Annotated in this window: 18 protein-coding genes; 7 read left to right on the top strand and 11 right to left on the bottom strand. The window is 70.5% G+C overall.

Annotated elements, in window-relative coordinates; genetic code table 11:
• Positions 1–133: 133 nt before the first annotated feature.
• Entirely contained in the window at positions 134–1,120 is a 987-nt protein-coding gene (locus V6U86_RS20500) for an N-acetylglucosamine kinase (RefSeq protein ID WP_334505458.1), read from the bottom strand.
• A gap of 206 nt (positions 1,121–1,326) precedes the next feature.
• Here V6U86_RS20500 and V6U86_RS20495 point away from each other — a divergent pair, with 206 nt between their 5' ends.
• From V6U86_RS20495 to V6U86_RS20475, 5 genes are read left to right on the top strand one after another with little or no spacing between them, the layout of a single operon-like run.
• On the top strand, positions 1,327–2,343 hold the full coding sequence (locus tag V6U86_RS20495) for a MurR/RpiR family transcriptional regulator (RefSeq protein ID WP_334505457.1): 1,017 nt from the start codon (positions 1,327–1,329) through the stop codon (positions 2,341–2,343).
• Positions 2,340–3,089, top strand: coding sequence for an SIS domain-containing protein (locus V6U86_RS20490; RefSeq protein ID WP_334505456.1), 750 nt, complete (start codon positions 2,340–2,342; stop codon positions 3,087–3,089). The genes V6U86_RS20495 and V6U86_RS20490 overlap by 4 nt, the downstream gene beginning before the upstream one ends.
• Positions 3,090–3,114: 25 nt before the next feature.
• Positions 3,115–4,527 (top strand): N-acetylglucosamine/diacetylchitobiose ABC transporter substrate-binding protein, encoded by a 1,413-nt coding sequence (gene ngcE, locus V6U86_RS20485; protein ID WP_334505455.1) that lies wholly within the window; start codon positions 3,115–3,117, stop codon positions 4,525–4,527.
• A 31-nt stretch (positions 4,528–4,558) separates the two neighbouring features.
• Complete coding sequence (locus tag V6U86_RS20480; RefSeq protein ID WP_130402514.1) at positions 4,559–5,500, top strand: carbohydrate ABC transporter permease; 942 nt, start codon at positions 4,559–4,561, stop codon at positions 5,498–5,500.
• Positions 5,501–5,512: 12 nt separating this feature from the next.
• Entirely contained in the window at positions 5,513–6,466 is a 954-nt protein-coding gene (locus V6U86_RS20475; RefSeq protein WP_442934978.1) for a carbohydrate ABC transporter permease, read from the top strand.
• Between the two features lie 45 nt (positions 6,467–6,511).
• On the opposite strand, the gene V6U86_RS20470 is transcribed toward V6U86_RS20475, so the two are convergent.
• Positions 6,512–8,266: an ABC transporter ATP-binding protein gene (locus V6U86_RS20470; protein ID WP_334505454.1), complete on the bottom strand. Its 1,755-nt coding sequence runs from the start codon at positions 8,264–8,266 to the stop codon at positions 6,512–6,514.
• The gene (locus tag V6U86_RS20465; RefSeq protein ID WP_334505468.1) at positions 8,263–10,029 is read right to left on the bottom strand and encodes an ABC transporter ATP-binding protein; all 1,767 of its coding nucleotides are present in this window, start codon (positions 10,027–10,029) and stop codon (positions 8,263–8,265) included. The genes V6U86_RS20470 and V6U86_RS20465 overlap by 4 nt, the downstream gene beginning before the upstream one ends.
• Before the next feature lie 130 nt (positions 10,030–10,159).
• On the opposite strand from V6U86_RS20465, the gene V6U86_RS20460 reads away from it, so the two are divergent.
• Together V6U86_RS20460 and V6U86_RS20455 are read left to right on the top strand one after the other, a co-directional pair.
• Positions 10,160–11,860 (top strand): bifunctional 3'-5' exonuclease/DNA polymerase, encoded by a 1,701-nt coding sequence (locus V6U86_RS20460; protein ID WP_442934977.1) that lies wholly within the window; start codon positions 10,160–10,162, stop codon positions 11,858–11,860.
• A 171-nt stretch (positions 11,861–12,031) separates the two neighbouring features.
• On the top strand, positions 12,032–12,625 hold the full coding sequence (locus V6U86_RS20455; protein WP_334505466.1) for a nucleotidyltransferase family protein: 594 nt from the start codon (positions 12,032–12,034) through the stop codon (positions 12,623–12,625).
• 20 nt (positions 12,626–12,645) lie between these two features.
• Here V6U86_RS20455 and V6U86_RS20450 read toward each other — a convergent pair whose 3' ends face one another.
• The 8 genes from V6U86_RS20450 to V6U86_RS20415 all read right to left on the bottom strand — a co-directional run bounded on the left by V6U86_RS20450 (position 12,646) and on the right by V6U86_RS20415 (position 21,418).
• Positions 12,646–13,293: a DJ-1/PfpI family protein gene (locus V6U86_RS20450; protein ID WP_334505453.1), complete on the bottom strand. Its 648-nt coding sequence runs from the start codon at positions 13,291–13,293 to the stop codon at positions 12,646–12,648.
• 30 nt (positions 13,294–13,323) lie between these two features.
• Positions 13,324–14,280, bottom strand: coding sequence for a GlxA family transcriptional regulator (locus V6U86_RS20445; protein WP_334505452.1), 957 nt, complete (start codon positions 14,278–14,280; stop codon positions 13,324–13,326).
• Between the two features lie 75 nt (positions 14,281–14,355).
• A complete protein-coding gene (locus V6U86_RS20440) occupies positions 14,356–14,484 on the bottom strand; it encodes a hypothetical protein (RefSeq protein WP_334505451.1) in 129 nt (42 codons plus the stop codon).
• Positions 14,485–14,554: 70 nt separating this feature from the next.
• The gene (locus V6U86_RS20435; protein ID WP_334505450.1) at positions 14,555–15,964 is read right to left on the bottom strand and encodes a GH1 family beta-glucosidase; all 1,410 of its coding nucleotides are present in this window, start codon (positions 15,962–15,964) and stop codon (positions 14,555–14,557) included.
• Entirely contained in the window at positions 15,961–18,192 is a 2,232-nt protein-coding gene (yicI, locus tag V6U86_RS20430) for an alpha-xylosidase (RefSeq protein WP_334505449.1), read from the bottom strand. Before yicI ends, V6U86_RS20435 begins: the two co-directional genes overlap by 4 nt.
• Positions 18,189–19,076, bottom strand: a complete 888-nt coding sequence (locus tag V6U86_RS20425) for a carbohydrate ABC transporter permease (protein ID WP_334505448.1) — start codon at positions 19,074–19,076, stop codon at positions 18,189–18,191. The genes yicI and V6U86_RS20425 overlap by 4 nt, the downstream gene beginning before the upstream one ends.
• A gap of 1 nt (position 19,077) precedes the next feature.
• Positions 19,078–20,046, bottom strand: a complete 969-nt coding sequence (locus V6U86_RS20420) for a carbohydrate ABC transporter permease (RefSeq protein WP_334505447.1) — start codon at positions 20,044–20,046, stop codon at positions 19,078–19,080.
• A 67-nt stretch (positions 20,047–20,113) separates the two neighbouring features.
• Positions 20,114–21,418, bottom strand: a complete 1,305-nt coding sequence (locus V6U86_RS20415) for an ABC transporter substrate-binding protein (protein WP_334505446.1) — start codon at positions 21,416–21,418, stop codon at positions 20,114–20,116.
• Positions 21,419–21,501: the final 83 nt, after the last annotated feature.

Raw genomic sequence — 21,501 nt, 5'->3', positions numbered from 1 at the left:
TACGATCCGACTTGCGGTGCGCGGGGCGGTGCGCGGGGCGCGTGCGCGGGGCGCGTGCGCGGGGCGCGTGCGCGGGGCGCGTGCGCGTGTTGCGGGGCGAGGGTTGCGCGGCGCGCGCCCAGCGCCGACGGCTTCAGGGGGTGGGGAAGAGGCGGGCGTGCAGGGCGGCCGGGTCGGTCACCTCGGGTAGGCCGCGGGCGGCGAGCCAGGCTGCGGCGGCGGCCCCGTCGCCAGCGGTGCGCAGAGGGGCGGCCGGCCAGCGTCGGGCGATCTCGGCCCGGACGGCGGTGGCGAGTGGGGTGTTCGCGGTGAGCAGGCCGCCGCCCAGCACGACCGGCGTCACCGCCCCGGCCGGGCGGATGCGGCTCATGCTCTCGGTCAGGTGCGCGGCGGCGTCGGTGATCAGCGCGGTGGCTACCGGGTCGCCGTGGGTGGCTGCGTCGACGACCAGCGGTGCGAGCCGGGCCAGTTCGATCGGCGGTCGACGGGTCACCGCCTGGATGGTGGCGTCGACGGTGTCCCGTGGGCGGGCGGCGATGTCGGCGCTGCCCAGCAGTTCGGTGAGGATCGTCGTGGCCAGCCCGCCAGGGGTACGCCCCGCGTCGAGGTCGGCGAGCAGTCGGCGCACCGACTCCCGACCGAGCCAGAAGCCCGAGCCGGCGTCGCCGAGGAGCCAGCCGTGGCCGTCGGCGATGCGGTCGAGCCGTAGTTCGTGGACCTGCGCGGTGATCGCCCCGGTGCCGGCGATGAGGATGGTCCCGTCCGGGGCGGCGGTGCCGGAGGCGTAGGCGACCAGGGCGTCGCCGTGCACCTCGTACGGGCAGCGCAGGCCGGCGTCGTGCCAGGCCTGGTCGAAGGCGGCCCGCCCGGCCGGGTCGGCGAGCAGCCGGCCCGCTCCGGCGAGCCCGATGGTGCCGGCGGCCACCCGCGTCGGGTCGATGTCGGCGAGCGCCTCGCGGAGGGCGCTCAGCAGTTCGGCGGCGGCGCGTTCGGCGCCGTGACTGGTGGGGTTGCCGCCACCGGCGCGGCCGGTGCCGACGCGTTGCCCGGTGAGGGTGAGGGCTGTCGCCCGGGTGGACGTACCGCCCACATCGAGACCCAGTACGACGGTGTCGGACATCGGCACGGGTCTCCTTGCGCGGAACGGCGATCTGGCTTGTTCATGCTGGTCGGCGGCGTCGCGCGGGGCAAGTTGTGGCGGGCGCGAGGGGCTGTGCGCCAGGTAACAGTTTGAAAACTTCGCCCACAGTCTTGACACGGAGGGCCGTTCAGTAAGAACTTTTACCACTAACAGTTAACAGTCTTTTCGGAAAGCTGAGGCGACTCATGGTTGATCACGAGGTGGACACCGCCGCGGGGACCGCGGTGGTCGACGCCGACGTGCTCGACCGCAGGGCAGCATCCGACGGGGTGCTGGCCCGGGTCCGCAACGGGCTCGGCGAGCTGACCGGCGCCCTGCGTCGGGTCGCCGAGCACGTGCTCAGCGACCCGGAGGCCGCCGCCCGCTCGACAATCGTCGAGCTGGCCGAGCGTAGCGGCACCTCACCGGCGACCATCACCCGCTTCTGCCGGGCAATGGGCTTCGAGGGGTACGCCGACCTGCGACTGGGCATCGCCTCCGAGACCGGCCGGGCGCGCTCGGCCGGTTGGACCATCGACATCGGACGGGAGATCCAGCCGAGCGACCCGCTCGCCCGGGTGCTCGACCAGATCATGGCCGCCGACACCCGGGCCATGCACGACACCGCCACCCTGCTCGACCTGGGCGAGGTGGAGCGGGCGGCGGTGGCGATCGCCGGCGCCAGCCGGGTCAACATCTTCGGCGCCAGCGGCAGCGCCCTGGTCGGCGAGGAGATGCAGTTCAGCCTGCATCGCATCGGCGTGGCGGCGTGGGCGTGGAACGACGTGCACGAAGGGTTGGCCAGCGCCGCGTTGCTGCGGTCGGGGGACGTGGCGCTCGGCATCTCGCACACCGGGCAGACCCGGGAGACGATCGAGATGCTCGCCGAGGCGGGCAGTCGGGGCGCCACCACGCTCGCGCTCACCGGCTTCCCCCGCTCACCGTTGGCCGAGCTGGCCGACATCGTGCTGCTCACGGCCAGCCAGGCGACCACCTTCCGGCCGGACGCGCTCTCCGCCCGGCACCCCCAGCTGGTGGTGCTCGACCTGCTCTACATCGCCGTCGCCCAACGCACGCACGACCGCGCGCACGCGGCCTTCCGGCGGACCGCGCAGGCCGTCGACGGGCACAAGGCAGCCAAGAGGCTGTCGGGAAACCCCGGGGCGAGCGAGGCGGAGTCCAGCCGGCGATCCCCGACAGCCTCTGAGGAGGCCCTTTCATGATCAGCGCCCAGGGGTACGCGGACGCCGTCCGCCCAGTGCTCGACAGGCTGCTCGACTCGGAGGCCGACGGGATCACCCGGGCCGCCGACCTGATCGCCGACAGCCTGCGCGACGGTGGCGTGCTCCAGGCGTTCGGCGCCGGGCACTCGGAGGCGTTCGCCGCCGAGCTGGTCGCCCGGGCCGGCGGGTTGGTCCCCACCAACCGGCTCTCGGTGCGGGACCTGGTGATGCACGGTGACGCCCCGCGCGACGTGCTCGCCGACCCCAAGTTGGAACGTGATCCCTCCATCGCCCACCAGATCTACGCGCTCGCGGCGCCCCAGCCGCGCGACGTGTTCGTGGTGGCGTCCCAATCCGGCATCAACGGCTCGGTGGTCGAGCTGGCGGCGCTGGTCACCGGGCGCGGTCACCCGTTGATCGCGGTCACCTCGGTCGAGCACACCGCACGGGTCGCTCCACGGCACCCGTCCGGGCATCGGCTCGCCGACCTCGCCGACGTCGTGCTGGACAACGGCGCGCCGTACGGCGATGCACTGCTGCCGCTCGAGGGCGGCGGCGCGGTCTGTGCGGTCTCCTCGGTCACCACGGCGCTGCTGGCGCAGCTGCTGACCGCTGAGGTCGTACGACGGTTCCACCAGGCCGGGGAGGTACCCCCTATCTACCTCTCCGCCAACGTCCCCGGCGGGGACGAGCACAACCTCGCCCTCGAGTCGCGGTACGCCGGGCGTCTCCGGCGTACCGCCTGACCCGACACCACAAGGAGAGTCAAAGATGTCGGATTCCCCCGAGAACATCGGTGACCTGAGCCGCCGGACCTTGCTGCAGCGCGCCGCGGCGGCTGGTCTGCTCGCCGTTCCGGCCGCGAGCATGTTGAGTGCCTGTGCCGGCAGCGAGCCGACCAAGTCCGCCGACAGCGGTGCGGCGAAGAGCAAGGACAACCCGTTCGGCGTCAAGGACGGCAGTGCCGTGAAGGTGGTCGTCTTCAACGGCGGTCTGGGTGACCAGTGGGCCAAGGAAGACAAGGTCATCTTCAACGCCAAGCACCCGAACATCACGGTCAACATGAGCTCCACCCAGAAGATCAAGACCGAAGAACAGCCGAAGATGGCGACCCAGCCGAGCGACCTGGTGATGAACTCGGGCGCGGACATCATGGACCGCAGCACGCTGATCAACGAGGGTGCCATCGAACCGCTCGACGACCTGCTCACCGCACCCGCCTGGGACAGTGAGGGCACTGTCGCCGACTCGCTGCTGCCCGGCACGGTCACCGACGGCACGCAGAACGGCAAGTTCTACGTGGTGAACGTCGCCTACACCGTCTGGGGCAACTGGTACAACGCCGCGCTGTTCCAGCGGGAGGGCTGGACCGCCCCGACCACCTGGGACGACTTCTTCGCCCTCGCGCCGAAGATCAAGGCCAAGGGCATGGCCCCGTACGTGCACGACGCGGCCCACGGCTACTACCCCCGCTGGGCGCTCTTCGCCAGCATCTGGAAGGCCGTCGGCAAGCAGCCGATCATCGACATCGACAACCTGAAGGACAACGCCTGGAAGGCCGACGGCATCGTCGCCGCGCTGGAGCCGTGGGAGAAGCTGGTCAAGGACAAGCTGCTCCTGCCGGGCAAGCTCGACCACACCCAGTCCCAGCAGGCCTGGCTCGACGGCAAGGCGGCCTTCATCCAGGTCGGTACCTGGCTGAAGAACGAGATGGCGGCGACCATCCCGCCGGGCTTCGAGATGACCCTGTCGGACTACTGGAGCAAGCCCGGTGACAAGGCCGCCAAGGACGTCTTCGCCTCCTCCGGCGAGGGCTTCGTGGTGCCGAGCAAGGCCCCGAACAAGGAGGCCGCGAAGGAGTTCCTGCGGGCGATCCTGTCCAAGGCCGGGTCGGCGAAGTTCGCCGAGCTGACCAAGTCGCTGGCGTCGACCAAGGGCTCCGGCGACAACGTGCAGGATTCCGCGCTGGCGTCGGCCAACACGCTGATGAAGAGCGGCAGCACGGACCTGATCTCGGTCAAGTTCCCGGACTTCTACGCCGACCTGGACAAGGAGAGCCAGAACCTGTCCGAGGAGCTGATGGCGGGGCGCCTCACCGCACAGCAGTTTGTCGACAAGATGCAGGCGGCCGCGGACAAGGTCGCGAAGGACTCCTCGGTCAAGAAGCAGACCCGTACCGCCTGACAGGCCTGATCAGCTAGAGAAGTGAGTGACCATGCGGCACGGTGTTGCGCGTTTCGTCACGGGTTTCCTGGCCTTGCCGCTTGGGCTGTACCTCTTCTACGTGGTGTGGCCCTTCGTGCAGGCGGCGGGATACTCGCTGACCGACTGGGGTGGTTACTCGGACACCCAGAACTTCGTCGGTCTGGACAACTACGTCCGGCTGCTGTCGGATGAGTTGATCAGGAAGGCCTTCTGGCACAACGTCTTCTTCCTGATCACCGTGCCGCTGTTCACCATCGCGCTGGCCCTGTTCCTCGCGTTCCTGCTCAATGTGGGCGGACGTGAGGACAGGGCCGGCATCCGAGGGGTGTTCGGTTCCGGCATCTACAAGATTATTTTCTTCTTCCCGCAGGTGCTGTCACTGGTGGTCATCGCCGTGATGTGGCAGCAGATCTACCGAAGCGACGGTCAGGGCCTGATCAACGGGCTGATGATCAAGATCGGTCTGGTCGACGCGGACAACCCGATCGCCTTCACCTCCGACCCGGAGCCGTTCCTCGGCGTGCCGGCGGTGCTGTGGTGGCTGCTGCTGATCGCGGTCTGGAGCGGCGCGGGCTTCTACATGGTGCTCTTCAGCGCGGCGATGCAGTCCATCCCGAAGGACATCTACGAGGCGGCGCTCCTGGACGGGGCCAGCCGCTTCCACACCTTCTTCCGGATCACCTTGCCGCTGCTGCGGGACACCGTCTCGGTCGCCTGGGTCTACCTGGGCTTCATCGCACTGGACATGTACGCCCTGGTCTTCGTCATGACGCCCAGCCAGGGCGGCCCGAACCACGCCAGTGAGATCTTCGCGTCGGTGCTGAACTTCACCGCGTTCCAGAAGGGCCAGTTCGGTTACGCCTGCGCGATGGGTGTCGCCTTGGCGATCTTCACGATCCTGCTCGCCGCGGCGCAGCTCAGGATCACCCGTCGTGAGCGTATCGAGTACTGAGGAGGCTGGACGATGAGCACAGCGACTCACGATGGTCTTACCCGTCCCGAACAGAGCCCGGACACGCCACCCAAGCGTGGTGCCGGTGGCGGGTCCGCGGCGGCGGTCGGCGGCAGGTTCTTCAACGGCTTCTCCCACGTGTTCCTGCTGGTCTGGGCCGTGATGGTGATCTACCCGCTGCTGTGGGTGGTGATGTCGGCGCTGAAGACCGACTCGGAGGTCATCCGCCAGCCGCTGTCCCTGATCCCGGCCAAGCTCAACTGGGACAACTTCGCCCGGGCCTGGGGTGCGGGGCACCTCGGGTCGTTCTTCCTCAACACCGTGCTGGTGCTGGCCGGCAGTGTCACCCTCACCATGCTGCTGGGCTCGATGGCCGCGTACGCGTTGGCCCGCTACGAGTTCCGGGGCAACCGGCTGATCTACTACGTGTTCCTCTCCGGCCTGACCCTGCCGATCTACCTGGCCGCGGTGCCGCTGTTCAAGGGCGTCTACAACACGAGCGTCTACCTACCGCTGCTCGGCCCGAACAAGCACCTCATGCTGATCCTGGTCTACGTCGCCTGGTCGCTGTCGTTCACGGTCTTCTTCATGCACTCGTTCTTCCGGACGCTGCCCAACACCATCGCCGAAGCGGCCATGGTGGACGGCGCATCGCACAGCCGACTCTTCTTCAGCGTCATGCTGCCGATGTCCAAGCCCGGCCTGATCAGCATTGGCATCTTCAACGTGCTGGGCCAGTGGAACCAGTGGTACCTGCCGACCCTGCTCATGCAGTCGGTCGCGGGGGAGGAGAAGAACCAGGTGATCGCCCAGGGCCTGATCGAGCTCTCGGTCAACCAGGGCTACAAGTCCGACTGGTCCGGCCTCTTCGCCGGGGTGACCATGGCGATGCTCCCGGTGCTCGTGGTCTACATCATCTTCCAGCGGCAGGTGCAGTCCGGCCTCACGGCCGGCGTCGGCAAGTAACCAGCCTGATCAGAAGGGGCACCTCGGGAACGAGGTGCCCCTTCGTCATCTCGGGTGCTCGTCGACCCGGGTGTGCCAGGAGCGCCACAGGGCGGCGTACGCGCCACCGGCCGCGACCAACTCGTCGTGGCTGCCGATCTCGGTGATCCGGCCGTCCGCGAGCACGGCGACCCGGTCGGCGTCGTGCGCGGTGTTGAGCCGGTGCGCGATCGCGATGACGGTCCGTCCGACCAGCACGGCGGCCAGCGCGCGTTCGGTCCGTCGGGCGGTGGTCGGATCGAGGGCGGCGGTCGCCTCGTCCAGGATCAACGTGTGCGGGTCGGCGAGCACCAACCGGGCCAGCGCGAGCTGTTGGGCCTCGGCCGCGCCGAGCTGACGGGCCCCGTCGCCGAGCTGGGTGTCCAGGTCGTCGGGGAGGTCCGCAAACCATTGGGCGCCCACGGTGAGCAGCGCGGCGCGCATCTGGCCGTCGGAGGCGTCGGGCGCGGCGAACGAGAGATTGTCGCGTACCGAGCCGATGAAGACGTGGTGTTCCTGGGTGACCAGGGCGATCCGGCGGCGGCGCTCGGCCGGGTCGAGGTCGGTGACCGGGCAGCCGCCGATGCTGACCACGCCGTGCCGGGGCGCGTCGATTCCGGCCAGCAGCCGGGCCAGGGTGGACTTCCCGGCGCCGGACGGGCCGACGACGGCCAGCCGCTCACCGGGCTGCACCTCCAGATCGATTCCGTGCAGCACGTCCGGCCCGTCGTCGGAGTAGGAGAACCGTGCCCCCCGGACCACGAGCCGCTCACCCCGGGACGAGGCGGTCGTGCCGGGTGGCTCCGGTGGGACCAGGCCGACGCCGAGCACCCGGGCGTACGACGCGAAGCCGCGTTGCGCCTGCTCCGTCCAGATCAACAGCCGATCCAGCGGCTCGATCGCCTGTTGCAGATAGAGCGCGGCGGCGACCACCGCGCCGAGCGACACCACGTCCCTGGCGAACAGGAAGCCCCCGACCAGCAGGACCGCGGCGACCGGCAGCGGGTAGCTGGCCTCGACGACCGAGAAGAACACGGTACGCAGCGCGAGGGTGGCCCGGCGGGCCTGCCACAGCACGGCGACACGGGTGGTGCCGTGCCGGACACGGTCGTCGGTCAGCCGCAGCGCCTCGACCGTGCGGGCGCCCTCGGCGGTGGTGGTCAGCGTCTCGGTCAGCTCGGCCGACGCCGCGCCCTCGGCGAGGTACGCGGGGCTGGCCCGGCGCAGGTACCAACGGGTCACCGCCAGGATCGACGGGAGCGAGGCCAGCGCGGCCAGCCCGAGCAGCGGGTGCAGCAGGAAGACCGCCCCGAACAGCAACGTCAACTGCACCGAGGCGATGACGATCGTCGGTACCACCTCCCGGACGGTGGTGCCGACCGTCGCGACGTCGACGGAGCTGCGGGTCGCCAGGTCCCCGGAGCCGGCGCGCTCGACGACCGAGACCGGCAGGCCGAGGGTCCGGGAGACGAACTCCTCGCGCAGCTCGGCGATGGCGCGTTCGCCGAAGCGGTGGCCCGCGTACTGGGCGTACCGGGTGAGCACGGCGCTCGCCGCGACGCAGCCGGTGATGGCCAGCGCCAGCCGGTCCACAGTGGCCACCCCCGCGCCCGCGGTGACCTGGTCGACGATGGTGCCCAGCAGCCACGGCGGGGCGAGGCCGGCGACCGCGGCGGCGCAGTGCAGCGCCAGCACCAGCCCGACCGCGCGCCGGTGCCGGCTGATCAGGTCCCGCAGGGCCCGGCGTACGGTGCGGCGGTCGGCCACCGGCAGCCCGATCACCGGTACACCTCCTCGGTGTCGGCGGGTTTGTCCAGGTCGGGGTCGTCGCTGCCCCGGGCCACCAGGTGGCGGTAGGCCGGGTCACGGTCGAGCAGGTCGGTGTGGCTGCCGGTGGCGGTGATCCGGTCACCGACCAGGTGCGCGACCAGGTCGGCTCGGCCGAGCAGCAGCGGCGACGTCGCGATCACCACGGTTGTCCGCCCGGCCCGCGCCGCCCGCAGCCGTTCGGCGATGCGTGCCTCGGTGTGCGCGTCGACCGCCGACGTCGGGTCGACGAGGATCAGCACCTCCGGTTCGCTGTGCAGCGCCCGGGCCAGGCGCAGCCGTTGCCGCTGACCGCCGGAGAGGGTGCGGGCCCGGGCGTCGATCGGGGTGTCCAGCCCGGCCGGCAGGGTGTCGACGATGTCCTGCGCCGACGCGGCCCGCAGGGCCACGCCGATCCGCTCGTCGTGGTCGTCGGCCCCGGCGCGCAGGATGTCGCGCAGGGTGCCGGCGAAGAGGTACGAGTCGTGGTCGGCGACGAGGACCCGGGCGCGGACCTCGTCCAGGGCGACCCCACTCAACGGCACGCCGCCCCAGGTGACCTCGCTGGGGACGTACCGGCCGAGTCGGTCGGCCAGGGCCACGGCCGCCGCCGGGTCGTCCGCCGCCACCCCGATCAGCTGGCCGGCGGGTACGGTCAGCCCGCTCACCGGGTCGTGCAGGTCGGCCGGGCCGTCGGGTGCGACCGGCTCACCCGGTCGGCGTGCCTCGGGCGCGGTGCCCGGTTGGCGCGCCTGCGGCCTGGTGCCCGGCCACCGGCGACCTGGGCCGCCGACGTCGTCGGGTGTCACGGTCAGCAGGTCGGCGATCCGCCGCGCGGCGACCCGACCCCGGATGAGCTGGTGACTGCCCTCCAGCAGGAACCAGACCGGCACGATCAGGGTCGCCACGTAACCGTAGACGGCGACCAGTTCGCCGATCGTGACGTCCCCGGTCACCGCCATCCGGGCCGTCAGCCACACCACCGCCGCCAGGAACAACCCGGGGATGGCGATCGTGGCCGCCTCGATCCAGCTGTTGACCGCGCCGACCCGGTAGCCCTCGGCGCGCAGCTCCTGGGACCTGGCCGCGTACCGTCGGGCGAACAGGTCGCGGCCACCCACCCCGGCGAGCACGCGCAGCCCGGCCACGATGTCGCCGGATCGGGCGGTCAGCGCCCCCTGCTGCCCCCGGTAGACCGACTCGGCCCGCTCCAGTCGGCGCAGCAGCGGCCCGACGACCAGCCCGACCACCGGCACCCCCACCAGCACGCAGAGCGCGAGCAGCGGGGAGACCGACCAGAGCACCACGGCGATGACCCCGTACGCCATGACCGCGCCGACGCCCGGCCCGGTCAGCGTCAGCACCTGCGCCGCCCAGTCGATGTCGGAGCCGCCGACGGTGGACACCTCACCCGCGCCGACCCGGCGCGGCAGCACCGCACCGATCCGGGACAGGTGACGCAGCAGGACCTCCGCCGAGCGGGCCTTCGCGTCCTCCCGGATGAAGGTCATCGTGCGGTGCCGCATGATGCCGAGGTAGGACTCCACCACACCCGCGAGGACGATCACCACGACCCAGAAGGCCAGGGCGCGGGTGTCGCGTTCGCGTAGCCCGTCGTCGACCGCGCGGGAGATCAGGTAGGGCCGGGCCGAGAGCCCGACCATCCAGGCCGTGCCGATCAGGCTGCCGCGCAGCACCCGCCCGGGCTGACAGCGGACCAGCCACCACAGGTACCGCATCGGGCCTCGGGTGTCGGGAGTGCCAGGATCGGGATGCGGGATCTGGATAGGCACCCTGGTCACGCTACCGACCGGCCCGGACACCGCGCCGACCCGATCATGGTGAGGTGCGCCTCCGTTTCTGTCGGACGTGAGAGGCAGAATCACGTTCGTGCTGGTGGCGGTGGTGTCCGACGAGCGGGGTGGGGGAGTGCTGTGCCCGCTGGACGCCACCGGCCAGCCGTCCGGCCCGCCCGAGGTCGTCGCCGACCTGGTCGCCGCGGTGGCCGCCCGGGAGGCCGCCGAGCACCCGCGCTGGGTCTGGTCGACCGCCGCGGCGGTCTACCCGCCGCTGCTGCGCGCCGGCGTCCGGGTCGACCGGTGTCACGACGTGGAGTTGACCGAGGCGTTGCTACTCGGGCACGCGGGTCGCTGGGGTGAGCCGCGTTCGCTGGCCGCCGCCTGGGCCCGGCTGACCGGCGCGGCGGTGCCGCCCGACCCGCCGCCGCGCGCCGCCGCGCCACCCGGGCACGGGCAGGGCGCGCTCTTCGACACGCTGCCCGGTCCGCCGGGGCCGGGCATCGAGGCACTGACCCGGGTGTACGCCGACCAGCTCGCCCGGGTCGGCGCGACCGAGCACCCCGGCCGGTTCCGGTTGCTGGTGGCCGCCGAGTCGGCCGGCGCGCTGATCGCGGTGGAGATGGGCGTCGCCGGGCTGCCCTGGCGTGCCGACGTGCACAACGAGATCCTGCGCGAGCTGCTCGGTGAGGCGTCCCCGGTCGGTGGGCCACCGCGCCGGCTCGCCGAGTTGGCGGCCCGGATCGGCGACGCGCTGGGCGTACGTGGTCTGCACACCGACTCCCCGGCCGAGCTGCTGAAGGCGTTCGCCCGGGTCGGGGTGGAGTTGCCCAACACCCGGGCCTGGGTGTTGCGCGGGGTGGACCATCCGGCGGTGCCGCTGGTGTTGGAATACAAGGAGCTCTACCGGATCTGGACGGCGCACGGCTGGGCCTGGCTCGATCAGTGGGTGCGGGGCGGCCGGTTCCAACCGGAGTACGTGCCGGGTGGTGTGGTCTCCGGCCGGTGGGCCACCCGGGGTGGTGGCGCGTTGCAGATCCCCAAGGTGATCCGGCGGGCGGTGGTGGCCGATCCGGGGTGGCGGTTGGTGGTCGCCGACGCCGGCCAGTTGGAGCCCCGGGTGCTGGCGGCGGTCTCCGGCGACGCGCGGTTGGCGGCGGCGGGCGGTGCGGGCGACCTCTACGCGGCCCTTGCCCGGGACTCGTTCGCTGGCGACCGGGCCAAGGCCAAGGTGGCCCTGCTGGGCGCGATGTACGGGCAGACCGGCGGGGCCGCGGTGCCCGCCTTGGCGGTGCTGAAGCGCAGTTACCCGACGGCGTTCGGTTACGTCGAGGCGGCCGCGCGCACCGGTGAGACGGGTGGGCTGGTGCGGTCGTGGCTGGGGCGGACGTGCCCGCCCGGCTCGGCCGGGTTCGGTGACATCGACGACGAGCCCGCCGATCCGGAGGGGTCGGCCGATCCGCACAGCCCGCGGGCGCGTGCCGCGCGGTCCCGGGGGCGCTTCACCCGCAACTTCGTCATCCAGGCCACCGCCGCGGAGTGGGCCTCCACGTTGCTGGCCACGCTGCGCACGGAGTTGTCCGGCACCGACGCCGAGTTGGTCTTCTTCCAGCACGACGAGGTGGTCGTGCACGCGCCCGCCGATCAGGCGGACGCGGTCGCCGAGGCGGTCAACCGGTCCGGCGAGCGTGCCTCCGCGTTGCTCTTCGGTGCCACACCGGTCCGGTTCCCACTGGACCTGTCCATCGTCGACTGTTACGCCGACGCGGCCTGACCGACGGAGTGTCCGTGTCGGCGGATGCCGGTCGTGTAACGGTTGTGCTATTTCTCCTTTTCGCCCCGCCACCCTCGGCTGGACGTCCTCGTTGCAGTGTCCGTAGGAGGGGGCGGATCGGTCACGGTCCGTTCCGTGCTTGAGGGGGCGCAGCTGAACCGGATCGCAGGAATGATCATCGCCGCAGGCGGGGGACGACGAATCGGTGGTCCCGAGGCGCTGCTGCACCAGGGAGGCAAACCCCTGGTCAATCAGATGATCGACACGATGACCGAGGCGGGCTGCGAGCAGATCGTGGTCGTGTTGGGTGCCGCAGCGGACCAGGTCCAGGAGACCGCTGACCTGGGCAAGGCCACCGTTGTGATCAACAAGGCGTGGGGCACCGGGGTCGGCTCGTCCATCCGGGCCGGCCTGGCCGCCATGGACGACGAGGGCATCGAGGCGGTGGTGGTGGTCCCGGTCGACATGCCGGGTCTGACCGCCACGGCGGTCAACCGGGTGGCCGCGCTGCCGTACCCGGACGTGCTGGTCTGCGCCACCTACGACGGGTTGCGCGGCTATCCGATGCTGTTCGGTCGCCGGCACTGGCCCGGCATCGCCACCCTGGCCAGCGCCGACGTGGGCGCCCGGCCGTACCTGTTGGCGCACAAGGACCAGATCGTCGACATCGCCTGCGACTCGGTCGCCGACGGCAGCCGGATCGACACCCCCGAGCTGATGGAGCTCTACGGGCTCACCGTCCCGCCGCAGCGCGTCGGGGTCTAGCAGGGGCGCCGACCGGCAGGTCAACGTGCCACTCTGGCCGCGCTGTCGTACGCCGCCGCTCGGGCGATCACCTCGGGGGTGGCGCGGGAGGGGTGGCCACTGTCGAAGGGCGGCTGTGGGTCGTACTCCATCCAGAGCTGGACCGCCTCCGCGGTCGTCCGGTCGGTGAGGAGTTCGACGAGTCTCAGTCCCATGTCGATGCCGCTCGACACGCCGGCCGCGGTGATGATCCGTGCGTCCAGTTCTTCGACGACCCGCTGGGCCGTCGGCACGGCGCCGAAGCGGACCAGTTCCCGCGCCACCAGATAGTGGCTGGTGCTCCGTCGTCCCCGAATTAGTCCCGCTGCTCCCAGGAGAATCGAGCCGGAACAGACTGAGGTGGTGAAGGTCGTCGTCTCATGGATCCGCCTGATCCAGCCCGGTAAGGGCCCGGCGAGAGCCTGGACCGTCCCCGGTCCTCCCGGGACGACGAGCACGTCGGTCGCCACCACGTCGTCGAACGCGGACTCGGCCACGAGGGAGACCATTCCGCAATCGTCGCGCACGGGCCCGGGGCGTTCGGCGACCAGGAGCACGTCGATGCCCGGGGTGAGGGCCAGTGGCTGGTAGACGCCGATGACGTCCAGCGCGGTGTAACGCTCGTACAGCGGGATGACGACGTGGGTCACCGGAAGCTCCTACAGTCGATGTGGCTGCGGTCAGAGGGTCGAGAAGCGCGCGCGAAAAGCGCCAGGGGTGGTGTCGAGCCGTTCGCCGAAAACGCGGCGCATCGATTCGGCGGATCCGAATCCCGCCCTGGTCGCCACCGCGTCGAGGCCGAGGTCGGACTGCACCAGCAGGCGTTTGGCGGCCTCCAGGCGAAGCTCGGTGAGGTAGCGTCCGACGGTCAGTCCCGTCTCCCGGGCGAAGAGCCGCTGAAAGTGCCGGGGCGACATGGCGATCTGCGCGGCGAGGTCGTCGATCCGGTGTGTCGCGGCCGGGTCGGCGTCGAGGGCACGCTGAACGGCGGCCACCCGCTTCTCGGTGGCGCGTTCCAACCACACCGGGCCGGAGAACTGAGCCTGCTGGCCGGGCCGGTGCAGGAACATCACGAGCCAGCGGGCGATCTCCTGGGCGACCCGTGCTCCCTGGTCTGCCGTCACGACGGCCAGCGCCAGATCGATTCCCGACGTGACACCACCCGACGTCCAGACCGGGCCGTCGTGCACGTAGAGGGCGTCGTGGTCGACAGTGAGGTCGGAGAATCGCCGACCGAGGTCCCTGGACAGGGACCAGTGGGTGGCCACCCGGCGACCAGTGAGCAACCCGGCCCGCGCGCACAGGAACGCCCCGGAACAGATGGACAACAACCGCGTCGGGCGGCACTCCCGCAACCAGGCGAGGAGTTCGGCGTGCCCGTCCTCGGCCGTCGCCGCACGGCCGCCGGGCACGACGAGGGTACCGGTCCGGACCGGCTCTCCGAGCGCGGTGGCCATCATGACCACGCCGCTCTCGGAAACCACCTCGGCCTCCGCGCCCGCCAGCCGCAGGTCGTACGCGGGGCGCTCACCACGTGCCGCCCGGTACCGGTTCACCCCTGCCAGGACCTCCCACGGCCCGGTGACGTCGAGGGATTGCATGCCCGCGAAGGCGACGACGGTGACGCGCTCAACCATGCCCTGAGTCTGCCGGCGGAGCCACCGTGGCGCCATGACGCCGTACCCACGGAAAGTGACACGGCAGTGGACGTCTCAGTCGGGGTGGAAGAGGACGGGCCACGCCGCGTCGTCAGTCGCGAGCCGCGGCGCCGCGGCCAGCGCCGTGGGCGTCTGCCCAGCGAACTCCTTCACGTCGCGGTGCAGGTGATGCCTGTGAGTCATCAAGATGACTCACAGGCATCACGCTCGTCAGGACATGGCCGCAAGCTCGGTGCGGGCGTGGCGGGGGACTTCAGTCCTGCGCCGAGTCCAGCTTTCCGGTGGCGGCCAGGCGCTGGTACCAGTGGGCGCTGTCCTTCCAGGTGCGGACCTGGGTGTCGTAGTCGACCCGGATGATCCCGAAGCGACGGTCGTAGCCGTAGCCCCACTCGAAGTTGTCCAGCAACGACCAGACGAAGTAACCGCGAACGTCCGCGCCCTGCGCGCGGGCGTCGGCCATCGCGCCGATGTGCCGACGCAGGTAGTCGATGCGCCGGTCGTCGTGGATGCGGCCGTCGGCCGACACCACGTCGTCGAACGCCGCGCCGTTCTCGGTGATCATCATGGGCTGATTCGGGTATTCGCGCTGCAGGCGCAGCAGCAGCTCGGTCAGCGCCGGCGGGTCGATGTTCCAACCCATCGCCGTGTACGGGCCGGGCTGCGGCAGGAAGTCGACGTCGTCGGCCGCGACCCACGGCGTGGAGGTCGACGCGCCGTGCCCGTCGGCGTCGGAGCGGGCCGACACCCCGTCCCAGGCCCGGACCAGCGTGCTGGAGTAGTAGTTGACCCCGAGCACGTCCAGCGGCACCGCGATCAGCTTCTCGTCACCCTCGCGGACGAACGACCAGTCGGTGACGGAGGCGGTGTCGGCCAGCAGGTCGGCCGGGTACGCCCCGTCCAGCATCGGGCCGAGGAACGCCCGGTTCGCCAACGCGTCGATCCGCCGGACCGCGTCCTGGTCGGCGGCCGAGTCGGAGGCACCCCGGATGACGTGCAGGTTCAGCGTCACCGACAGCTCGGCGGACGGGGCCAGCTCCCGGACCACCCGGCCGGCGAGGCCGTGCGCGAGGTTGAGGTGGTGCACCGCGGCCAGCGCCGCCGCCGGCTCCGTCCGACCCGGCGCGTGCACCCCGGAGGCGTAGCCCAGGTACGCGGAGCACCACGGCTCGTTGAGCGTCGTCCAGGTGTGCACCCGGTCGCCCAGCGCACCGACGATGCCCGCCGCGTACTCCTGGAAGCGCAGCGCGGTCTCCCGTACCGCCCACCCGCCGGCGTCCTCCAACTCCTGCGGCAGGTCCCAGTGGTACATGGTGGCGACCGGGCGGACGCCCCGCTCCAGCAGCCCGTCAACCAACCGCGAGTAGAAGTCGATGCCCGCCTGGTTGAACCGGCCCGAGCCGCCCGGCTGCACCCGGGGCCAGGAGATGGAGAACCGGTACGCACCGAGCCCGAGGTCGGCGATGTGCCCGAGGTCGTCGGCCCACCGGTGGTAGTGGTCGGCCGCCACGTCACCGGTGTCACCGTTGAGGGTCCGACCCGGCGTGTGGCTGTAGGTGTCCCAGATGGACGGTCCTCGCCCGCCCTCGGTCGCCGCACCCTCGATCTGGTACGCCGCCGTCGCCGAGCCCCAGACGAAGCTCTCCGGGAAGTGGTGTTGCGTCATCGTTCCGTCCCCTGGATCTCGCAGATGTAGCCCGTCGAGGTGCCGGCGACCAGTTCGGCGCTGGCCGTCCCACCCTCGTAGCGCACGTCGAACTCGGCGCCCGGCCCGTTGCCGGGTGACGGTACCCGTACCCGGGTCCGCTGCCCCTCGGTCGGTGCGTACACCCGCAGCCGCACATCGTCGGCCCACTCGTAGTCCGGTCGGTCGTTGCGCGAGCCGAACGGGATGACCGCACCCGGTCGGGCCAGCACCGGCAGGCTGTCGAAGCCGTGCTTCTCGGTCACCCAGGCCGGGCCGGTGACCTGTGCGCCGGTGACCAGATGCGTCCAGGTGCCGGCGGGTACGTAGTACGTGACGTCGCCGTCGGCGCTGAGCACCGGTGCGACCAGCACGTCCGGGCCGAGCATGTACTGCCGGTCCAGGTGTGCCGTCGCCGGGTCGTCCGGGAACTCCAGGAACATCGGCCGCATCATCGGTGTGCCGTCGCGGTGTGCCTCCTCGGCGGCGGCCGCCAGGTACGGCATCAGGCCCAGCTTGAGGTGCGTGAAGTGCCGCAGCACGTCGACGGACTCCTCGTCGAACGCCCACGGCACCCGGTACGAGCCGGAGCCGTGCAGCCGGGAGTGTGAGGAGAGCATCCCGAAGGCGACCCACCGCTTGAACACCGCCGGGTCGGGTGTGCCCTCGAAACCGCCGATGTCGTGGCTCCAGTAGCCGAAGCCGGACGCCGCCAGGGACAACCCGCCGCGCAGCGACTCGGCCATCGCGACGAACGTCGACTCGCAGTCGCCGCCCCAGTGCACCGGGAACTGCTGCCCGCCGGTGGTGGCCGAGCGGGCGAACAGCACCGCCTCGCCCTTGCCGCGCTCGGTCTCCAGCAGCTCGAAGACCGCCTTGTTGTAGAGGTACGAGTAGTAGTTGTGCATCCGCTGCGGGTCCGAACCGTCGTGCCACACCACGTCGGTCGGGATGCGCTCGCCGAAGTCGGTCTTGAAGCAGTCGACGCCCATGTCCAGCAGCACCTTGAGCTTGCTGGTGAACCAGGCGACCGCGTCCGGGTTGGTGAAGTCGACAAGCGCCATGCCGGCCTGCCACTTGTCCCATTGCCAGACCGAGCCGTCCGGGTTGCGCACCAGGTAGCCGGCCTCGCGGCCCTCCTCGAAGAGGTAGGAGCGCTGCGCGATGTACGGGTTGATCCAGACGCACACCTTCAGGTCGCGCTCGTGCAGCCGGCGCAGCATCCCCTCCGGGTCGGGGAAGGTCGCCGGGTCCCAGACGAAGTCGACCCAGTGGAACTGACGCATCCAGAAACAGTCGAAGTGGAACACCGACAGCGGCAGTCCGCGCTCGGCCATCCCGTCGACGAACTCGGTCACGGTCTTCTCGTCGTACGAGGTGGTGAACGACGTGGACAGCCAGAGCCCGTACGACCACGCGGGGATGCGGGCCGGGCGGCCGGTGAGCGCGGTGTACCGGCGCAGCACGTCCTTCGGGTGGGGCCCGTCGATGACGTAGTAGGTCAACGACTGGCCCTCGACGCTGAACTGGGTCTGCGTGACGACCTCGGAGCCGACCTCGAACGACACGTGCTCCGGGTGGTCCACGAAGACCCCGTAGCCGGCGCTGCTCAGGTAGAACGGGACGTTCTTGTACGCCTGCTCGCTGGCGGTGCCCCCGTCGGCGTTCCAGATGTCGACGGTCTGGCCGTTCTTGACGAACGGGCCGAAGCGCTCGCCCAGCCCGTACACCGTCTCGCCGACGCCGAGGGCGAGCCGTTCGTGCACGTGCCGGCGGCCCTCGGCGTCGGTGACGACGCCGATGCTGCGTGCGGTGGACGCGGTGACCAGCCGGTCGCCGTGCAGGAAGTCGACCTGCCACCCGTCGATCAGCGCGACCCGCGCGGTCAGCTCGCCGGTGGTCAGCGTCGCGCTGAGCCCGGTGACGTCGACGGTGACCGGGTGCGTCTCGTCGGTGCTCAGCCCGAAGTGCGGCTCGCGGGGCAGCCCTCCGGTGTGGTGGGCGATGGTCACGCCGATGACGCCGGGGGCGGGGGAGAAGAACCGGACGGTGACCAGGGGGCGGTTGAGGGTGTCGCCGCGTCCGGTGATCTGACCGGTCGGTGCGAAGACGGTGAAGCCGCGCTCGTCCGGCTCGACCGACTCCACGGTGCCAGGGCGCAGGACGCTGACGCCGGGGCGCAGCTGCCAGTACCCGTCGGTGAACTTCACTTCTCGGCTCCTGCCGTGATGCCGCGCGCGAGAGTGCGCTGGAAGATGAGGAAGAAGAGGATGGCCGGCACCAGACTGATCAGCGCGCCGGCGTTGGTGGTCGGAGCGTCCATCAGCCGGTCGCCCTGCAACGACGCGAGCGCGACCGGAATGGTCTGCGTCTGGTTGTCGATCAGCATGACCAGCGGGATGAGGAACTCGTTCCAGGTCCAGATGAAGAAGAAGATGAGCAGCACCGCGAGGGTGGGCCGCAGGTTGGGGAAGACCACCCGCCACAGCACCGTCCACTTGCCGGCGCCGTCCAGCGCGGCGGCCTCCAGCAGCGAGCGCGGGAACGTGCTCATCACCGAGGCGAGCAGGTAGGTGCCGAACGCGCTCTGGATCACGGTGAAGATGATGATCACCGAGAGCTGGGTGTTGTAGAGGCCGACCTGCTTCGCCACGTAGTACAGCGGGTAGATCAGCGCCTCCTGCGGCAGCATGTTCGCCAGCAGGAAGAGACCGACGATCCACAGCCGGCCACGGACCCGGCCGATGCCCAGGGCGTACGCGTTGAGCAGTGAGACGGCGACGCCGAGCACGGCCACGGAGCCGGCGATGATCGCCGAGTTCCAGAACTTGAGCGGGAAGTTCACCTCGGTCCAGTACGTGCGCAGACCCTTGGTGTAGAACTCCGTCGGCCAGCTCAGCGGGCCGCCCGAAGAATAGTCGCCGGGCGACTTGAACGCGTTGAGCAGCATGAACGCGAACGGCACCAGCATGACCAGCGCGCCGACGATGACCAGGGCGAGCACCACCCAGCGGCTGACGCCGCGGTGGTGCCGGTCGCGTACGGGCCGGGCCGGTGTCACCGGTGCGGTGCTCGGTGTGAGCGTGACGGCCATGTCAGAACCCCCGGTCCCGGCGCTCGCTGCGGGCCTGCATCCAGATGAAGATCCCGGCCACCACCACGATGATCAGTGTCAGCACCATGGAGATCGCGGAGCCGTAGCCGACCTGCAGCTTCTTGAAGAACGTGTAGTAGGCGAAGTAGCTCGGCACGTTGGTGGCGTTGTCCGGGCCGCCGCGGGTCAGGGCGAAGATCGGCCCGAACACCTTCAACGCGGCGATGGTGCAGGTCAGGGCCACCACGAAGGTCTCCGGCCGAATCTGCGGAAGGGTGATCGCCCGGAACCGGTGCAGCCAGTTCGCGCCGTCGACCTCGGCGGCCTCGTACAGCTCGGGGTCGACCCGCTGCAACGCCGCCATGAAGACGACCACCGGGTAGCCGATCTGCACCCAGATCATCACGGCCATCACGGCCGGCAGGGCGGTGCCCGGGTCGCCGAGCCAGTCGTGGCGTAGCGCGCCGAGACCGACCGCGTCGAGGAGGCTGTTGAACGCGCCGTCGGGGCGGAGGATCCAGCCCCAGACGATGCCGGCCACCACGACGGGCAGCACCTGCGGGAGGTAGAACGCGGCCCGCAACGCGGCGGCGGTACGCGGCTTGAACCGGCGACCGATGACGTCGAAGAGCACCGCGGCGAGCAGCAGCCCGAGCAGGGTGGGCACGACCACCATCGCGACGATCATCCAGACGGTGTTGCGGAACGACGCCCAGAACACGTCGTCCTGCAGCAGGTGCTGGTAGTTGTCCAGGCCGACCCACCGGGGGTCGCCGACGCCGGACCACTTGGTCAACGACAGATAGAGGGTGCCGACCAGGGGCGCGCCGATGACGAGGAGAAAGAGCACCGCTCCGGGGAGCAGGTAGAGCCAGTAGGCCGCGTTGCGGCCGCGACGTGTGCGGCTGGGCGCGGGTGGGGCTGGGGTCGCGGCCGGCGGTGTGGCGGCGACCGTCTCGGAGACTGCCATGGAAGATCCTTCCCGGCGGGGCGGGCGGGCGCGCCGGTTGTTCCGGTCACGCCCGCCGCTCGCCGTGTCACTTGCCGGTGATCTCCTTGACGCCATCGGCGTACGGCTTGGCGATCGTGTCGAGGACCTGGTCGGGCGACTTCGAGCCGTTGATCAGGCCCTGGAAGCCGGAGACCAGCACGTCGTAGTAGCCGGGGACCGGCCAGTCCGGGTAGAAGGCGAGCCCGTCCTGCCCGCTGACCGTGTTGAAGTCCTCGATCAGCTTGCGGTCCTTCGGGTCGGTGATCTTCGACGCGTCGGCGGCGACCGGAACACCACCGTTGTTGCCGATCAGGTCCTGGACCTCCGGACGCAGGGTGATGTCGATGAAGTCGTACGCCAGGCTCTTGGCCTTGCTGTTCTCCGGGACGACCCAGAGGTTGCCGGAGGAGCCGGCCTGCAGGGTGTTGCCGGGGAAGAGGAAGGTGTCCCAGTTGGCCTTCATCTCGGTCTTGAACCGGCCGTACCACCAGCTACCCGAGACGATCATCGGAACCTTGCCGCCGATGAAGGCGGTGCCCATGTCCTCGGCCTTGAGGCTGGCCGAGTTCTTGGCGACGTAGCCCTTCTGGACCCACTGGGCGAAGGTGTCCGCGCCGTACTTGAGCGGGTCGGCCTTGAAGTCGACCGGGTTCTTGTAGAGCTGGTAGTTGTCGACGAACTGCCGGTCTGCCTTGGAGAGGGCGAGCTGGTAGAAGAGCTGCCCGGCGGGGTACTCGGCACCGGCCATGCCCAGCGGGGTGATGCCCTTGCCGACGAAGGTGTCCATCGCGGCGGTCATCTCGGCCATGCTGGTCGGGACCTTGACGCCGTTCTGCTGGAACAGGTCCTTGTTGTAGTAGACCGTGACGTACTCGCCGTAGTTCGGTACACCGAACCAGTTGCCGGAGCCCATCACGCCCTTGTCGCTGTACCGGGCGGTGGTCTGCAGGCTGGGGCTGAGCTTGTCGGCCCAGCCGCGCTTGTCGGCCTCGCCGCTCAGGTCGGCCAGCAGGCCCTGGGAGGAGAGCAGCCCGGCGGTCGCGTTGCCCTTGTTGTACTCCATGATGTCCGGGCCCTCGGACGAGTTGATGATCATGCCAGCGTTCTGCTGGATCTGCTCGAACGCCTTGCGTTCGAAGCGCACCTCGACGCCCGGGTGCTCAGACTTGAAGATCTCAATCGCCTTGTTCCAGCCGACGCCCATGGCGCTGGTCTCGCTCTCGTAGTGCCAGAGCTTCAGAACCTTGGCGTCGCTGCTGTCCCCGTTGTCACCACCGCCGCAGGCGGCCACGGTGGTCGTCGCGGTCGCCGCCAGGGCGATCGCGGCGACGATCCGGTGGAATCGCTGCATTACTATCCTCCTCGTTGAGTACTAGCCGGTACCTCACGGGGCCCGTCGTCGCGTTGCAGCGCGATGGCGGGCCGTTTTCGCTG

The organism is Micromonospora sp. CPCC 205558 (genome assembly GCF_036902955.1).
Lineage (GTDB): Bacteria > Actinomycetota > Actinomycetes > Mycobacteriales > Micromonosporaceae > Micromonospora.
The sequence above is the reverse complement of the archived record's forward strand: the minus strand, read 5'-3'. Positions and strand labels throughout refer to the sequence as shown.